This window comes from Gardnerella sp. KA01002 (assembly GCF_049244015.1).
Classification (GTDB): domain Bacteria; phylum Actinomycetota; class Actinomycetes; order Actinomycetales; family Bifidobacteriaceae; genus Bifidobacterium; species Bifidobacterium vaginale.
On sequence record NZ_CP058365.1, the window covers coordinates 1,251,696 to 1,268,291 of the forward strand.

Here is a 16,596-nt window from a genome sequence, read left to right on the forward strand (position 1 = left end):
AACGTCTTCGCTCGCGTTGAAAGCACACCGTGCTTTCAACCTTAAGCAAGCTCAGCGCTCCGAATTGCCTTCGCGCGCTACGCTTTAAGCGCTTATGTAGGTCGTCGCGCGACGACCTACATAAGTAGCAACTAAACGCTAGTCGCGATTAGCGTGCATTGCGCGCATGCGACGAGTTACAAACGCTCCTCCAATTGCAGCAATCATAGTTGCCATCAATCCAGCAGTAGCAACGTCTGCGCCCGCAGCAACGCCTGCATTCCCGCGAGAACGCATGCCCTTTATAACGCGGCTGCGAACAGCTGCACGCACTTTTGCAGCATTTGCTTGAGCATCCGCAAGTGCCTTACGAGCATCCGCAAGCTTAACTGCCGCAGCGTCGACTTGCGCTTGCGTTGCGTGCGGATCGGCAGCAACGCGCTTAGCTTGTGCCAAAGCTTCGTCTAGTGTAGCAGCAGCCTGCTTAACGGCAGCATCCGCTTGCTTTACTTCTGGCGAGTTTTCTACAGCGTTATTTACAGCCTTGTTGTCAACACCTGCATTGGCTGCGCCCGCAGTGCCAGCGCCCACACCTGCACCTGAAGATGTACCTGCACCACCCTGGGCGCCTGTAGCTGAGCCAGCGTTTGCGTTACCAGCGTTACCAGCGTTACCAGCTCCAGCATTGCCAGGCTTAGAATCAGTTTCAGCACTATCAATCTGAATGTTCAACTCGCCCTTATCTACAATGGTAGGCGCATTATCGTTCACACCATAACCTGCTTCAGAACCAGAACCAGCATTACCAGAACCAGCACCAGGATTTGGAAGTGGGGTTGGAGTTGGCTTCAAATCATTCTCAGCCTTCTTCAAATCCTCAGCAGCCTGATTCACCTGATCCTGAGTAGCATTAGGATTATTGTTAACCTCGTTAGCATGATCCAAAGCGTGATCATAAGCCTGCTTCTTATCCGAAGGAGCATTCGTATAATCATCAGACTTCTTCACATCACCGCTACCATTAATACCCTGCTGCAAGTGAGACTTATCAACAGAAGGCGTTGGGGTTGGCTCGACTGGTTTCTTACCATCAAGAGCCTCTTCAGCTGCCTTAAGCTTTGCAAGAGCCGCATCAACAAGCTTCTGCTTTTCAGCTTGAGTCTTAGTTGTTACATCTTCCTCGCCTTGAGCAGCCTTCTTCGTACCAGTTAGCTTATCGATAAGATCCTTAGCATCCTTAAGAGCCTGATCAAACGCATCCGTCTTAGACTTATCAGCATACTTATACTTATCTAAGTCTTTAACGGTGTTATCCTTACCAATCTCATTCTGCAACGCGGTTGTGTCAACGCCATCAAGCGCCTTACGCGCATTTTCAAGCTTCTGAAGTGCGTCGTCAACAGCCTTCTGAGCTTCTGCTTCCTGCTCTGGAGTTCGTGGAGTAGAGTCTGGCTTCGCTTGATCTGCGTTATCTTTTTTAGCTTTATTCAATGCTGCTTCAGCGTCAGAGAGTGCCTTGTCAAAGGCCTCTTTCTTCTCCTTAGAAGCGGTCGTGTACAGAGAATCGCCTGGCGTCTTAGGATCAGCTTTATCATTTGGCTGCAAGTTCTTATCGGACTCAATCTCTTTGTTTAGAGCTTCGGTGTTAACGCCAGCACCCTTAACTGTGTTGTCAAGATCCTGCATGGTCTTAAGAAGATCCTTATACAGCTCATTAACCTGATCAGCATTCTTGGCGTCGCCCTTGGCTTTGTCGAGAACGGCACCAGCTGCGGTAGCGGCCGTATTGAACGCATCCTTCTTGGTCTGATCAGAAGATCCAGTGAACTTTTCGCCCTTAGCGAACTTATCAGCGATCTCTTTCAGCTTCTCAAGACGACCCATGGCAGTATCGGTGTTAGTGGCATTTACGAGTGCATCGTCAATGTCGTCAACACCAGTGTCATTGCCATCATCATCCTTGTGATTACCAGCATCAGTGCCATTGATGATTGCCTTAAAAGCATCCTTTTGAGCCTTGTTTAAATGCTTAAATTCATCAATCTTCTTTAGAGCATCCGCAATCTTCTTGGCTTTCAAAGCACGATTAGCAATACCCGTTGGGTCGCCAAGCTTCTTTGCATTATTGATGTCTTCAATAGCCTTCTGCTTGTCAGCATCTGGAAGATTGCTATCGTTAATACGCTTCTTCTGAGCTTCCTTTTCTTGGTTGAGAGCGTCAGCGTTATCGTTGGTGTTACCAGTCTTATCGCGCTCAGGCGTATTATTCTTGATATCTTCCTTAGCAGCATTAAGCGAAGTATCTACACCATTAACAGCAGTCTTGATGTCAGAAGGCTTTGTTGCGCTATTAACTTTGCCTTTAGCTGTATTTATTTCGTTAACAGCAGCCTCATACTTAGCTTTAGCTTTTTCTTTCTGCTCATCATTCAATGCATTATATGCTGCATCAAGCTCTGCTTTCTTAGCTTCAAGCTTGGCAAGGCCAGCATTCTTGGCATTCTGCTCGTTAATTGCGTTCTGGCGCTTGGCTGCATCAAGAGCAGTCTTAATCTCTTTTGCAGTAGCTGCAGGATCCTTCTTTGCAAGAGCGGTTTCCAAAGCAGTGAGTGCTGCATCCTTCTTGCTTGGATCAGAACCGATTAACTCCTTAAGAGCCTTATCGTCGTTACTATCAGACTTGCCGTGGCTTAAGAATGGAAGCGCACCTTCCTTCAAAGCACCTCGAGCGTCGTTAATCGCCTTGGCCTTTTCGAGAATATTCTTAACTTCCTCAGGAGTTTGAGCATTATCAATTTCACCTGATAGCTTATTCTTATCGCCAGAATCACCATCAGTCAGATTGGTCAGGTTCTTGAGAGCTTCCTTGGCATCTGTTTTATCCTTTTGAAGCTGTTGTTTGTTATGCTCCTCCTCTTCTTTTTGCTTCTTGTCTTCGGCTTCTTTCTTTGCGCTGCCGCCACCCTTGTTGTCGGTTATAGTTTGCTTCTTTGACGGATCGTTTTGGTTATCTTTGCCCTGCTGAGCCGCTTTATTGAGAATTTCTTTGATCGCATCAGGAGTTTGAGCTTGCTCAATCTGCTTCTTATATTCTTCTTTTTGCTCTTTTGTCAGATTAGGATTACGGTCGATTTGCTTCTCAGCGTCCTTCTTCATTTGCGCAAGTGCATCAGGACTTGGCGCAGGGGTTCCCGCCTTCTTCTTGTATTTTACAGAAACGGTAAACAGCTGATTATTATTTTTGTCTTTGAAAATAAGCGTCTTAAAATCACTGTTTGCGTATGTAATCGATGAAATACCTGTTGCGTTAGTATCGGATGCAGGTTCCATTAAGACGGTATCTGTTTTTGGCTTGAGACTCGTAGGAACAGTATACGGCGCCTTATCTCCTGTTAGTGAACCCGTGCCATCGTAATTGGCTTTCAAGAATGCTTCCGCAGCTTTCTTAAAATCATCTTCAGACAGATTTTCTGGGTCGGTAACTTCAATCTCAGGAATTGGATTGTACTTGCGCTCCGCCTTCTTTGCATCGGTAAGCTTGCGGATAAGGTCGCGAAGATCCTTTTCACTCATACCGTCAATCTTGTCATTATTCAGCTGATCAGGATCGGAAATACCAGCGCGCTTCAAATCGTCGTTGGTAAGCTTGTCAGTATTCCTGCGTTTATCTAACAGATCTTTTGCTTGCTTCTTTAGATTGTCAATCGTATTATCCTGCTGTTGTGCACCACCTCTTTTGGTATATAATTCATCTGGCTTGATGGTAATCAAATCCATTATTGTACCAGGATCCCAATCTGGGTCATCGTCATCCAACCAAGGATGACCACTAACCTTAATGCCATTATCAAGACCTAAACTAATAGTTAGCATTGGTCCGGCATTGTTGTTAGTACCACCATAGGGACCCATATTTTTTGTATTAGCTTTTGGTTTCCAATTTGCACCGACAGCAACATCACTCGTAACATTTTGCAAATCAGAATCAGATACATTATCGTAATTGTCTTTTACAAATTGCTTTAAAGCCTTTACAGCTTCTTGAGCAGTTGGTGTATCACCTTCAGTCTCCGTCTTTGTAACCTTATACGTAAAGGTATTTTTCGGATTATCATTATCAGTTTCCGTCTTGGTTTCCGTAGAAGGCGTCTGAGGAGTTTGCGTACCAGGATCTTTCTTAAAGAATACGCTCATTGGGTAGGTAGCATCTTTGTACTTATCAGCCTTAAACGTAATGTAACCCTTACCATCTTTCACGCTATACGAAACATCGGTAATAGTTACATCTGAATTATCTTTAGCGTCCTTACCCTTAACCTTCTTTAAAGCATTTTTATTTGCATCAAGAGCTTGGCTGTAAGTTGTTAAATCTGTTTCCTTCATATTGAATGGATCAAATTTAACTCTTGTTTGCGTCGTAGGTGCTTCAACAATGAACTCTTTTTCGGCAGCAGGAGTTGGAGTTGGCGGCTGAGGATTTGGAGTTGGAGTCTTTGGCTTCTGCTTAAGGAATTGCCACGCGGCGATAGTGGTGGTTGAACCATCTGCCCATTTGATTGTTGCGTCGCCCGTCTTAGAATCAACCGTAACAGGAGCTTTATTGCTATTCTTAGTTTTAGCCTCATCGTATGGCGTAATACCAGTGTTGGCTGTATCAAAAGCAGATACTATATTGCTTACTTCAGTATCAGAAAGCTTTGTAAGATTCTCAACCTCAATCGCATCAGGCACAACGTACGGCGCCCAATCTGAGATCTTTGGCCCTTGGAATACCAAATCTTCAGCAGGAATAGTAAGTTTTGAATCGTCCTCGTACGTAACTTCTACGGAACCATCTTCATTAACTTTGAAGTCATACTGATTATTGGTTTGCTTCACATGCTTCAAGAACTCGTTTGGAGATGAACCACCATTAGCATCAATAATCGCTTGACGAATTTTAGTTTTTTCATCAGAAGTAAGATTCTTCAAATTCACTACAGGCGTGCGCTCAGGCATGACTGGCTTGTACTTATCTTTATCAGTCTCGTCTTTAGAAACAAGCAAGCTAGCTGGCATAGTGCGCTTAGTGTTGTCTTTAAATGTGATAGTTGCAGAGCCGTCATTATTTATAACAATGCCGTCTTGACCGTCTTTAACTAATTCATCAAACAGAGTTTGAGAACCAGCTTTTCCGCGATTAGCTTTTTCGATTGCTTCTTTAACCTTACCCTTTTCGTCATTGCTAAGTGCATCAAGCTTCTTAACCTTCGTAACCTCTGGATAGTTAAGCTTCAAATGGTCCGCAATCTTTGGCGTATTGTGCTTTTGACCAACAGCATAGTGCCAGTTACCAGCAAAACGATACACGCCAGCAGCAAAACGAAGTGGATTTACGTCGCGATTCTCCCAAGCTTCCTTGGTCATCTCGCCAACGTAAGTCATGTCATAGAAGCGCTGCCCTGCAGACTCCCAGTCTACAAAAATGCCTTGCAAGCCAGCGGTTTGCTCTTGGTAAACACTCCACTGGCTCTCCGTATTTCCAGCGTTATCGTAACTTCCCCCATTAAGACCAAGCAGCTGCTTCCATCCCTTACTTGCAAGCACATTTTGCTCATCAAAGTAGAAGTTGGAGATGCTTTTCCACTGCTTTGGAGTAGGATATGTTTTCTTAGACACAACGCCGTAGCCGTTTGTATCTGTAAACGTAAACTGCGAAGAGCCAGTTGGCACAAACGGCTGATTTCCGCGCTGATTTGTTAGTTTTTCAACGCGCGTATACGTAATATTTTGAACGTTCTTCAAGCCTTTTGGAACGCCATACCACCACATTGGGCGGAATCGCCAATCGTCAGCTGCGCCGTCTTTTTTGGCACAATTAGAAAGATAATGAACGCGAACAAACTTTCCAAGCGGGTCTTTACCTTCATCCTTGCCCGCCTGAGCATGCTCAAGAGTATCGTAATAATCCACTTCTATGTGGAAACGAGCTTCTGTATAACTTGCGTCTGTTTTATAACCGTAATAAATGTTGTTGCCAGTGCCGTCTACATAACCGTCAGCATAGGCAGGTGAGGAAACGAATACCCCCCCCCCCCCAAGCACCATTGCGCCAGTCAACATTGCAGCGCAAACGCTCTTTGAAAGAACTGGCTGAGAATCAGCCCCAACACCAGAATTAACGCCAGAATAGTGCTTAACTACACGAATCTTCTTAGACATACTCTTACTCCATTATCTTTTTCTTTGGATTAATGCGCCAACCAGACCGCAAAATCCACACAATTATGCAAGTCATATTTTACTAATTGTTTTATACAATTTAAGATTAATTCATATGATGAATTTTATGCGATTAACGCGCGCAACACACAAAAATCTCGGTGATGAAAATCACGCAATTGTTCAAGCATGTAAGAGGGCTGGGTGATTCTTGGTCGAACAATATAAGAGCGACAGCCGATACCAAATAATCCAAATGATCAACCACTACAAACAAACTTCAACCAAAAAACAAAATCAAAACCAAATCGGAACAACCGCAACAACAACCAACACGCAAGAGGCAGAGCGTTGTGCGTATCGACGACTTCGAGCTGCATAATGCGCGAGAAGTCACTTCGATTCGCTGAGCCACTTAAGTGTAAAGTCCACTGGACTTTATTCTTGAGCCAAATCACGCTTTGAAGGAGCTTGAAAGGCGTTATGCAATTTCAAGCTCAGTCAAAGCGCTTGGTGCGGTTTACAAACGGCTCGCCCGAATATATGTACAAGTCCTCAACAAGATCTTTTACGCGGTTCGCATACTTCTCATGATCCTTTTTAGCCCACGTAGCATCTCGCCTAAGCCCGTGATAATCGTAGAAACTAACATCGCAAGCCGTATCTGTGTGCAAAAAGTAGCGATTCACTCCGCGGCTGCGCAAATGTTGCATTGTGCGCTTCCACAATCCGCCACCGACTCCGTGCCCGCGAGCGTCTGGAGAAACAATAAAAAGCTCCAACTCTGCCTGAGTCAAGTCGTTAATATGGCTCATCGCCTCTAACTTGCGCTCAATCTGGCCCATGCCAATCGCAGAATCCAACGCTTTTGCGTGCGAAGAATCGCCTTTGCTAGACATCTTTGCTTCTTGCTCTTCTAGCATCTTCTTAACTTGCTTAAACAGCACTTTATCTCCGTACACGCGCGCAAGCAAAAGTCCCATAAATTTGCCGTTTATCGTTGCAACAGTTCCAAACGTGGATGGCTCTAAATAGTGCAGCACGAATCGCCTAGAAAGATTGCGCGAAGCGTCTGCTCCAACAGCATTCGCAATCCCCCATGTGCGCTCGTATTCTTCTACGATTGCGTCAATGTCGTTAATTTTAACTGGACGAAACTCAACCGTCATTTTGTCCTTCTTTTACTTTTACTAACTTTACTTTTACTAACTTAAATCGGCTTATATTCTACTTTTAGATTATCAAAAAAGTTGATTTTAAAAAGACGCTTCACTCAAAATTTCGTCGCGCGTTTTACACAATGCGTGAATCTCGCGATTTTCCGCACGCGCCTCGCTAACGTAGTAAAGAGTGGCGTCAATGCATCTTAAATCAACGTTTGTTGCGCGCGCTAGCAGCATCCTATACCAGTCGAGCTGCTCTAGTTTTAGGCGAATATCTTCCGCGCTTTTTGGCCGCTTTCCCGTCTTCCAGTCAACGATTGTGTAGAGTTTTGTAGTATCGCTAGCGTCTAGTCCTCCTGCAAAAACAGCATCCAAAGTGCCGTTGATGATTCTATTTGCAAATTCCGTATTATCGATTTGCATTAAAATCGGCATTTCTGCAGCTAGCGGCACTCGTTTTGCCCAACGCGATTCTATAAGCCGTTGCTTCCATTGATTTAATGCGCAGCTTTGCGAATCTGAATCTTTGCAACTTTGATTAAAATCATCTATAACTTTTTGTCTGTTTTCAGGCGTTTTTTCTAACGATATTCCATGTTTTACAATGTTTTTCCACTCGTAGCATGCGCAAGATTCGCTCGGTGTTGCTGAGTCTACAAACTGTTGCGCCCAAGCGTGGAATTTTGTGCCTAGGTTTGCATCTATTGAAGGAATGGACGGGATTGGTCTAATGCAAGCCAATAGATTGTTGTAAACGCTTGTTTTTGCATTTTGTGCGATTTTACTTATTTTTTGCAACGATGTTACGTTTAGTCTTGATCCGCTAGATATTTTATTCACTTTTTCGGCTAATTCTTCTAGCGAATAGTCGCAGTCATTTTGTGATGTTAAGTCCGCGTCTTGTATGAAAATTTTTGCCTTATAGAGCAACGATTTAGGGTTTGTGTTTATGGATGAATCGTATACGGATTCTAAATCAGAATCGCAGTTTTCTACGAGTTTTGCTGATTCTATTAAGGATTTTTCTATAGTACTGCTCAACGTACAAGGCCATTTAAGTGTTGGCTCTAAACTTGATGAGTCAGACTGAGGCGCGATTTTGCTAAATTCTGCAGCAAATTCCTGAGCATCGTCTCCAGCTATAAAACCGAAAACATCCTGTTCTTCATATTCTTCAGATTCTTTCGATTCTGTTTTATTTTCCTCATTTGAATCACAGCGTTGGCCTTCGATAGCTCCATTGAGATTTTTAATAGCATTTATTGATTCGTTAAGAAACACTGACGCACTGCGCTTTCTGCCACTTTGAGCGCTATCTCCAGATGTAGCTGATCCTGTTAAAAGAGCAGCGAACTTTGCGCGCGTAAGAGCAACATACATAAGGTGACGCTCATCCATGTGAAGCTGAATTCCGCGCTCCTCACTTTGCGTAAATGGCATAGAATCAACGTTTTGCTGGGATTTATACGCGTTATACACGCGGCGCGTTTCTTCGCTCAAAAAATCGCCAGAATCCGAAGAATCGCAAGAATCTACTTCTTTAACTGCCTCCGCAAAATCGCACAAAGCTTTGATTCTATCTGGCTTAATCTCGTCAAAAATCTTTTGCACACTATCTAAACTTTGCATTGCTTTTTCTGGGTGCATTGCCTCCGCGCGCGTGACTGTATGCGGAAAATGCGGCAAAATGTTGGCATCCACGCGCAACGCAGAAGGCACGCTTGCACCAAACTCAATCGGTATGCGAGCGCTTGCCTGCCCATTATCATCAACTTTTAGCGAATCTCCTTGATTACTTGGAAAAGCGCCCTCATTTAGCCCAACTACAGCAACAGCAGGCCATTGCAAACCTTTGGATTGGTGAACTGTCATTAGCACGACTTGCGCTGGTTCTGTTTGAGACGAAGATGAAACAGAGGATCCTGACTGAGAATCAAGATTTTTTGCTGAGTCAATCCAGCTTATTAGTCCGCGCAAACTTACGTCCTGCCACTCGCCCATTTCCTGAATATATGTTTCTACAATTGCATTTAGCGAATCTAACACACTACGCATGTCGTCCAGTATGATTTGGTTGCTAAAATCCTTGTATTTTAAGGCAGACCCCACTGCTGTATCTATGTCTACATTAAGAGCTTGAACAGCGGCTTGCATTACGTTTGTTAGCGAGTTTCTTTGTATGCCTTCTACATTATGGAGGATTTTACTAAGTCTTTTTACTGCATCAAACCCTCTAATGCTAAGTTTTTGCTGCATTTGATTAACCCACTGGTCGTTTTTTGTGGAAAAATCACGCATTATTAGGTCTGCTAAATAAACTCCGCCATAAATATTTATGACTTGCCCAGATATTTCCCCACTATTCGCCTTGTTTCTAAGATTGCGAACGGCAGAATCCCACTGACTTTTAGGAAGATCTGCTTCTAATAATCCTGCCGACGAGTAAATGTTGTAAAGATATTCCGTGTTTGCGCTATTTGCGATTGCAGCTAATGCGCTCAAATCGCTAGTAGATAGCGCAAAACGCGGTGTGGCTAAGAGTCGCATAAGTGAGTTTGAGTCGCTGTGATCTTGCACTACTTTTAGTAGGCTTAACACATCTTTAACTGCTGGCTTTTCGATTAACGATGAGTATCCTACTATGCTTGTTCTTATACCTGCTGATTCTAATTTTTCAGCATATTTTGGCATATTTGCTTTACTTCTAAATAGTATTGCCAATTGTGGTTCGCGCGATACGTGAGATACTTGCGATCCTTGACTTTCCTGCTTTTCTATAATTTTTTGCGCAAATCGCACTACTGCGTCGATTTCTTCTGCTTGAGATGGCATAAATAGCGCTGCAATCGTGCCATTTGGCGCATCCTCTTTTGGCTTTAAGGTTTCTACTTGCACTTCGCGATCATCAATGCTGCTAAATCTACGACTTGCGTTTTGCGTTGAATTATCGCCATTTTCTCCGCGCATCGGCTCAGTTAGTGCGTTTGCAACTTTTAGTATAAAAAGCGAGTTTCTGCGTGTAACAGTTAGCGAATATTTGTTTTGTTTGTTTATATTAAAGTCTTGTTCAAACTTGCAAAAAGCTCCAGTTGAAGCGCCTCTAAACGAGTAGATTGCTTGGAATGGGTCTCCTACTGCCATAACGTGTGTACGCTTTGACGCCGCAAAATCGCCATCACTATCCGCACCATTCTCGCCACCATTCTCCGCATGAAACAGCGTGTTTATAAGCATTGCTTGCGTTGTAGAAGTATCTTGGTATTCGTCTAAAAGAACTTGCGAATATTGATTCCTGTATTGCGCACAAATCGAAGGAAAATGTGTAACCAAATAGTAGGCTGCGATTGTAAAATCGCTAAATTGTGCCATGTTTACGCGCTTTTTTTCAGCGTCAAATTGCAAAACAAGATCTAACAGTATGTCTCTTTTTACACATGAGTTGTATAGATTCACGCAGAGTTGCAAGCATGAATCATCCCAATATTTTTCGTATTTTTTACACGCTTGTTTAAATTTTTCTGAAGATGTTTTTGTAACGTCTTCCGCACTCATTCCAGCAGTTTTTTTGACTTTTTTGTATTTTGGTATTGCTGGTGATTTAGCAGGTAATGGCGATTCGACTTTCTTGTTTCCTATGACATTTTTTAAGTGTTCTGCAAATTCGTTATTCCACTCTCGTATTTTTTGTACTGCTTGAGGCACACTGGAACAAGTGTTTCCTTGCGCGTCTACACCTATCATTGAGCATGATATTTCAGCACAAAGTTTCATAACATCTGAACATAACGTGTCAAAATCATATAATTTGTTTAAATTTTTATTGTGATTTTGTGGATTATCTAAATATTTTCCGATTATACTTTTTATGATTTCCATCGCGCCAGCATCGCTTAATGGCATTGTGTTTTGATTAAAGCCAACCAAAAGCCCGTATCTTCTTACGATTGATTGAAAGAACGCGTCGTACGTCATAACTTCTGGCTTTAAGAATGACTTTGCGCCATTTGCACCGCTTGCGCTAACCTCCGCCGAAACGCGACTTAGCAATTCCGCAGCCGCCTTGTTTGTAAAGGTTAATCCCAATATGGACTCTGGCGGAACTTTGCTTTTAATTAAATGTATTACGCGACGAGTCATAGTGTATGTTTTGCCGCTGCCAGCTCCAGCAACTATTAGCACGTCTTGATTAATCGGCGCTTCTATAACGTTTTTTTGCTCTAAACTTGGAGCACTATTAGGTGTGGATTTTACGGCGTTAACGTTGTTATTATTCATTTTTACCTTCAATCATTTCGTAAACCGTGTCCACTTTTCCAGCGCAACCAGGACATACATCTAAACATCTGCAATGATTTTTATGGTCTGCTTTTGGCTCAACAACAAAACTGGTTGACTTAACAGCAGAAGCAGCAAAGAATACTCGAGATATCATCATAAGAGACCATTTTGTTCTCATAGGCAGGTTTACAAAATCCGACCACGCATTCTGGCTCACACCGTCCGCAGGATTTTGCTCATCAATATCTGGAAGTTCGTAAAGACGATTATCATCTGCATACCTGTATCGACTTATCAGTCCTTTAGTGCTCAACGCGCCATCAGCACCAAACAAAGACGGCTGACAAATGTTTTCTGCAACACCATTATCTTGCGCAGGAGAATCTTTGTATACAACGTGAAACAGCGCACTTCGCGCGATTTTTGTATGCTTAAACTTAAGCAATTGTTTAACGTCTTCAACGTTTTCGTTACAAAACACAATCCCAAGCTGATAGCAGATAAGTTGTAAATCGTTAAACACCTGCTGCGTTTTAGGAACTTTTCCTGTTTTATAGTCGATTAAGCGAATTTGTTCCGTATTGTCATTTAACTTTCTAATTTCCATGCGGTCAATTCGACCTTGAATCCTCACTCGCAAATCGCTAGACGCGCCATTTTGCCATCCGCCTACTAAGAATCCCATTATTGAATAAAGATCTTCCAAGCTTGTTTGCGTTTTAGACGCACGATTATAGGCGTTTAAAATATCGTCGAATCCAAAAGTGGCATTTATATTGCACTCACAATAAGCATGTTCAAGATTCCCCAAATCGACGTCTGCAATTGTAGGTTTTGCAGACTTCGACCTTTCTAACGCTGGTAAAATATCAGTAACCACACCGTCTTCATCTTTTTTTGCCATAATCGGGTAGTTTGATCCAGTTAAAGAACCTACAAAATATTGAGCAATCGTATAAAGCGCTCGTCGAACATTTAAATCATTTTTTATAAAACGATACCGGTCTTTTACGTCTGAAATATTGGAATCGCTTGGGCAAATCGAATAATAATGCTCAATCATAGTGTTTGCAACATCGTCAATCGCCTTTTTTTGTAAAGCGCTTATAGATTCAAACGAAAAATCAAAGTCAGGAAATTCGCTAACTTTGTTATTTTTAATCGCAGCAAACGCTTGCAATTGTGGATATTTTTCGCGTAAATACTCGTTGTCTAAATGCTCATCTTGACTTGCCCATCTAGCAGTTTCGTGAATAAGCGTGCCGAATTGTGCTGCCGTTCCTCCACGTGTAGGACCTGCAAATTTTCGCTCTAAAAGACAACAGACTGGACATGACCAAAGACTATCCACCATTGATGGAGATAGTGTGACTAAGTTTGATTTTGATTCGTTTTCAATAGATTTCTCTTCGGTCTTAGAACCGTAATTTTTACGAATAAAATCCCAATTTTCTGGATTTGCCGAATCCACTCCATTATTTTTCAAAAGATTCAACGCTGTTAAAGCATCTTTAACAGTAGGATTTCCGTCTAAGTTGTGACTATTTTCTGATTCATATATTGCACGCGCTACTTGTGTTCGCGCCGAAGCAACAAGCCCTCTAGGATCCGCATCCATTACAGCAAAATCTTCACAGAAATCAGTGTATTCACTACTTCCATCCGCATTACGCCAATATATTTCTGGCAAATAGTAGTAGAGAAAATCAGAAGGAACACAATCATCACTATTAACCGCGCTTATAAATAGATGACGGTTGGCGCGCGTAATCGCCATTAAAAAGCTTCGCTGCTCTCCAGTAAAAATCGCTTGTCTATCGTTTACGCAAATTCCAGTAGGATTAGCGTATTCATCTAATAATGATGAATTTTTAGAATTATTAGATTTAAGGTTTACTGAGCCGAAAATCCTATTATTTAACACCATGTTTACTAGAGTTTCTGACCCAAACATTGTGCTTCGAGCCGCAGTATTTGGCCAAACTCGCTGCTGTACGGCTGGAATCCACACATAATCCCAGCGAGAACCAACCGAGCCAGACGGAGTTGTGAGCGTTACAGAATCAGGAGCAGGAGCAACACTGGCAAGAGAATCAGCTTCAATTTCCATTTGACGAACTTGATCAATAAACTGTGTGATTGTTGGTGCCGCTGCAGAATAGTCGCCAGCAACCGACGACTCGTAATAATCCGCACGCGAATCTATGTAATTAAACGAATTAGCATACTCAAATAATCGCATAGCAGCATCTAGTCTATCGTTTGCAAGACGACCTTCATCGTTGTTTTTAAGCGCTTGAATCTGCCACTTTTTAGCGCAATTACAAAGATTCCACGCCTGCCCAAGTATGTAACTAGCCTCGTTTGTTTCACTATTTTGAATTTTTGCTAAATCTTGTTTTAAAATCTTAGACAGTTTAGACGTGATTTTAAAAACGCGCATTAAAGTACGAAGATGAACACTGTTTGGGCGCATTTTTTGCAAAACAGAAAAAATTTCTGTAGTTTGATCAGATTGAGTTTGGTTAGCTGGTGACTTATCAGCTGGTGACTTATCCAATAAATCAGAATCGCAGGAATCAACACTAAAATCATCACAATCCATTGATTTATCAATAGCACAACTATCAATAAGCGCTTTAATTATCAGAAGGTAGCAGGAATCAACACTAAATCGCGTGGAATTAGGGTTTGGATTTGAATCAAAAATACGATTGTCGAAGCTAAAATTAGCATCCAAACCATCATTCTTATAATCAGTCTTATTTAAAAGCTGATTTTGCAGTAAATCCCACTGTCTTATAAGAACGCTAAGAGGGGAATTTTCCTTAGATTTAACCATGTCACTAAGAGAGACAATGGAACGCATAAGCGCTTCTACAGCACTTAAATCAGCACAATTGTAATTATCTGAATCTATCAGAGGACTATCCATTATGGTTTTTATGCGACTTTTCACAAAACGCGCAATCGAAGAAATAGTGCGAGTTCCTAAAGATACGTCTTTAGCTAAATTATCCACGCTATTTTGGCTAAATTGCGCCAATTCAATAAGCGCAAACAGTGCTTTTATAAACGGCTCTTCCCTGAGAGCGCGAGTAACGGACGAGTATCGCACAGGAACACCATCTTTGCGAAGTCGCTCGCCGAAAGCACGAACAGTAGCATTATCGTGAGCAATCACAGCCATATTTTTCCACGGGATTTTGTGATCTAAGTGAGCGCGTTTTATTTGCCAAATAACACAATCCATTTCTTCGCGCGCAGTACGATACAAGTCGCCAGAAACCGAAGAATTTTCTGTTTCTTGCGAATTTGATTCGATTTTTTCTATAGGAAAAGCGCCTTTAACATTTGCCATCTTCCAAGCCCTTCGGGCGATAGGCATTGGCGTTGGCATAAGCGAAGGGATTGAAAGCGAAACCCTGGACGAAAAAAGACTCAGTGGAATTGAGCGACTATTTTGTTTTAGCAAATCTGAAGTATTTGAAGAATCTACATAGTCATTGGGATCATTGTAAGACTCAGCTACATCGTCAATCCTATAGTCACAAATTTTAAGTACCGCTGCTTGCATAACACCATGCTGAGCAGCTTCAACCACATAATCTGGGTATGATCCACGGAAGGATTGCACAGATTCGTCTGGGTTTGCCGTTAAAATAATACGAACACCTAAACTAGATAGAGACTCAAGAAATGCAAGTCCAGCAAGTGTTACATCATGAAAATCATCTACCACCAAAAGACGTGGAAGTGAACATTTAAGCGCAAATAATTCTTTAGAAAAATCCTTTGAAGAGTCAGCTGAATAGTCGCAAGCAACCGACGATTCTTCTGTATTATCATCATATAAACTCTTAAAAATCTCATTCAAAATTTGAACACCGTTAGCCAAAAGTTTAGAAGAATCTAATCTAAAAGCATTTGGATATTTTTTCCGCACACAATCCGCATACTGACTACGAAGTGCAAAAGCCAAATTCCATTGCACACGCAAACGATTAGCAATGCTAGAAGATTGCAAATCCGCCTGCAAAGTTGCAAGCAAATCGGAACTAGAGACGGATTGCAAATGCGACTGAAAATTAAGGCTATTTAATATTTGCAACTCTGCAGATTCGCTTACAATTCCCATTTCGTCTAACCGAGCGAGCATATCGCGAAGTTGATGAATGAAAGCACTATTTATTGGCAAATCCTGAGTATTTTGAGCATCATAAGCATTATGCGCATTATGTGCATTCCGATAATCTGTAGAGTCGAACGAATCCATAAGATTATCACTGTTTTGCAACTGCGATATTACGTAAATCCAAGAATCATGTGATTTATAATCACCATCTTGCAAAGATTTAGAATACTCTCCAGAAAAATAATCGTTAAAAAGCGAGCAGATTTTGCAATCACCGCTATCGCCTTGCAAAACATGATTAACATGCATTCGCACTATTTCGCGAAGAATCGCATCTTGTTCAGCGCCGTTAAGCAATTTAGGAGAGGGCATTCCAAAAAGCTTATTTCGTGCGGAAATCAGGCTGAATGCAAAAGCGGAAAGAGTGCCAACTGGACGAGACTGGTATGAAACACCAAGATTGCTTATTACGTAGTTAGACATGCGTGCGGCAGTTGCACGATTCTGGGCTGCGGCGATAGCAAAATCAGTGCGAATCGCATGTTTGAGTAAAAGCTGTACGGCTTCATCGTATTTAGAGTCCTGCGTATTCTTCCAATTAGCTCGCAAACCGCATAGAAGAGCGTTTAGAGCGAAACTTGACTTTCCAGAATTTGGAGCGCCAAACACCAACAAAACATTGGTGTGACGTTCGCTGGTGTTTTTAAGACTGCCATCAAGCAACGATTGAACAGCATCTAGCGCAGAATCTTCCGTACACATGAACACAATTCTATCAACTGGCGCGAGCTATTCTTCCGCTTTTTGTAGCTCTAAACGGCAAAATTAGCAACAAAAGGC

Annotated in this window: 4 protein-coding genes; all 4 read right to left on the bottom strand. The window is 42.3% G+C overall.

Going from position 1 to position 16,596, the window contains the following annotated elements:
- Nucleotides 1-138: 138 nt before the first annotated feature.
- On the bottom strand, nucleotides 139-6,180 hold the full coding sequence (locus tag HXT60_RS04935; protein WP_421790920.1) for a GA module: 6,042 nt from the start codon (nucleotides 6,178-6,180) through the stop codon (nucleotides 139-141).
- 497 nt (nucleotides 6,181-6,677) lie between these two features.
- A complete protein-coding gene (locus tag HXT60_RS04940; protein WP_004573806.1) occupies nucleotides 6,678-7,349 on the bottom strand; it encodes a GNAT family N-acetyltransferase in 672 nt (223 codons plus the stop codon).
- 87 nt (nucleotides 7,350-7,436) lie between these two features.
- Nucleotides 7,437-11,618: a UvrD-helicase domain-containing protein gene (locus HXT60_RS04945; protein ID WP_421790922.1), complete on the bottom strand. Its 4,182-nt coding sequence runs from the start codon at nucleotides 11,616-11,618 to the stop codon at nucleotides 7,437-7,439.
- Nucleotides 11,611-16,518, bottom strand: coding sequence for a PD-(D/E)XK nuclease family protein (locus HXT60_RS04950; RefSeq protein ID WP_421790924.1), 4,908 nt, complete (start codon nucleotides 16,516-16,518; stop codon nucleotides 11,611-11,613). Before HXT60_RS04950 ends, HXT60_RS04945 begins: the two co-directional genes overlap by 8 nt.
- Nucleotides 16,519-16,596 lie beyond the last annotated feature (78 nt).

Bases quoted from the DNA above. Each gene is read 5' to 3' on its own strand.
- HXT60_RS04935 (WP_421790920.1), bottom strand. From the start codon at position 6,180: ATGTCTAAGAAGATTCGTGTAGTTAAGCACTATTCTGGCGTTAATTCT.
- HXT60_RS04940 (WP_004573806.1), bottom strand. From the start codon at position 7,349: ATGACGGTTGAGTTTCGTCCAGTTAAAATTAACGACATTGACGCAATC.
- HXT60_RS04945 (WP_421790922.1), bottom strand. From the start codon at position 11,618: ATGAATAATAACAACGTTAACGCCGTAAAATCCACACCTAATAGTGCT.
- HXT60_RS04950 (WP_421790924.1), bottom strand. From the start codon at position 16,518: ATGTGTACGGAAGATTCTGCGCTAGATGCTGTTCAATCGTTGCTTGAT.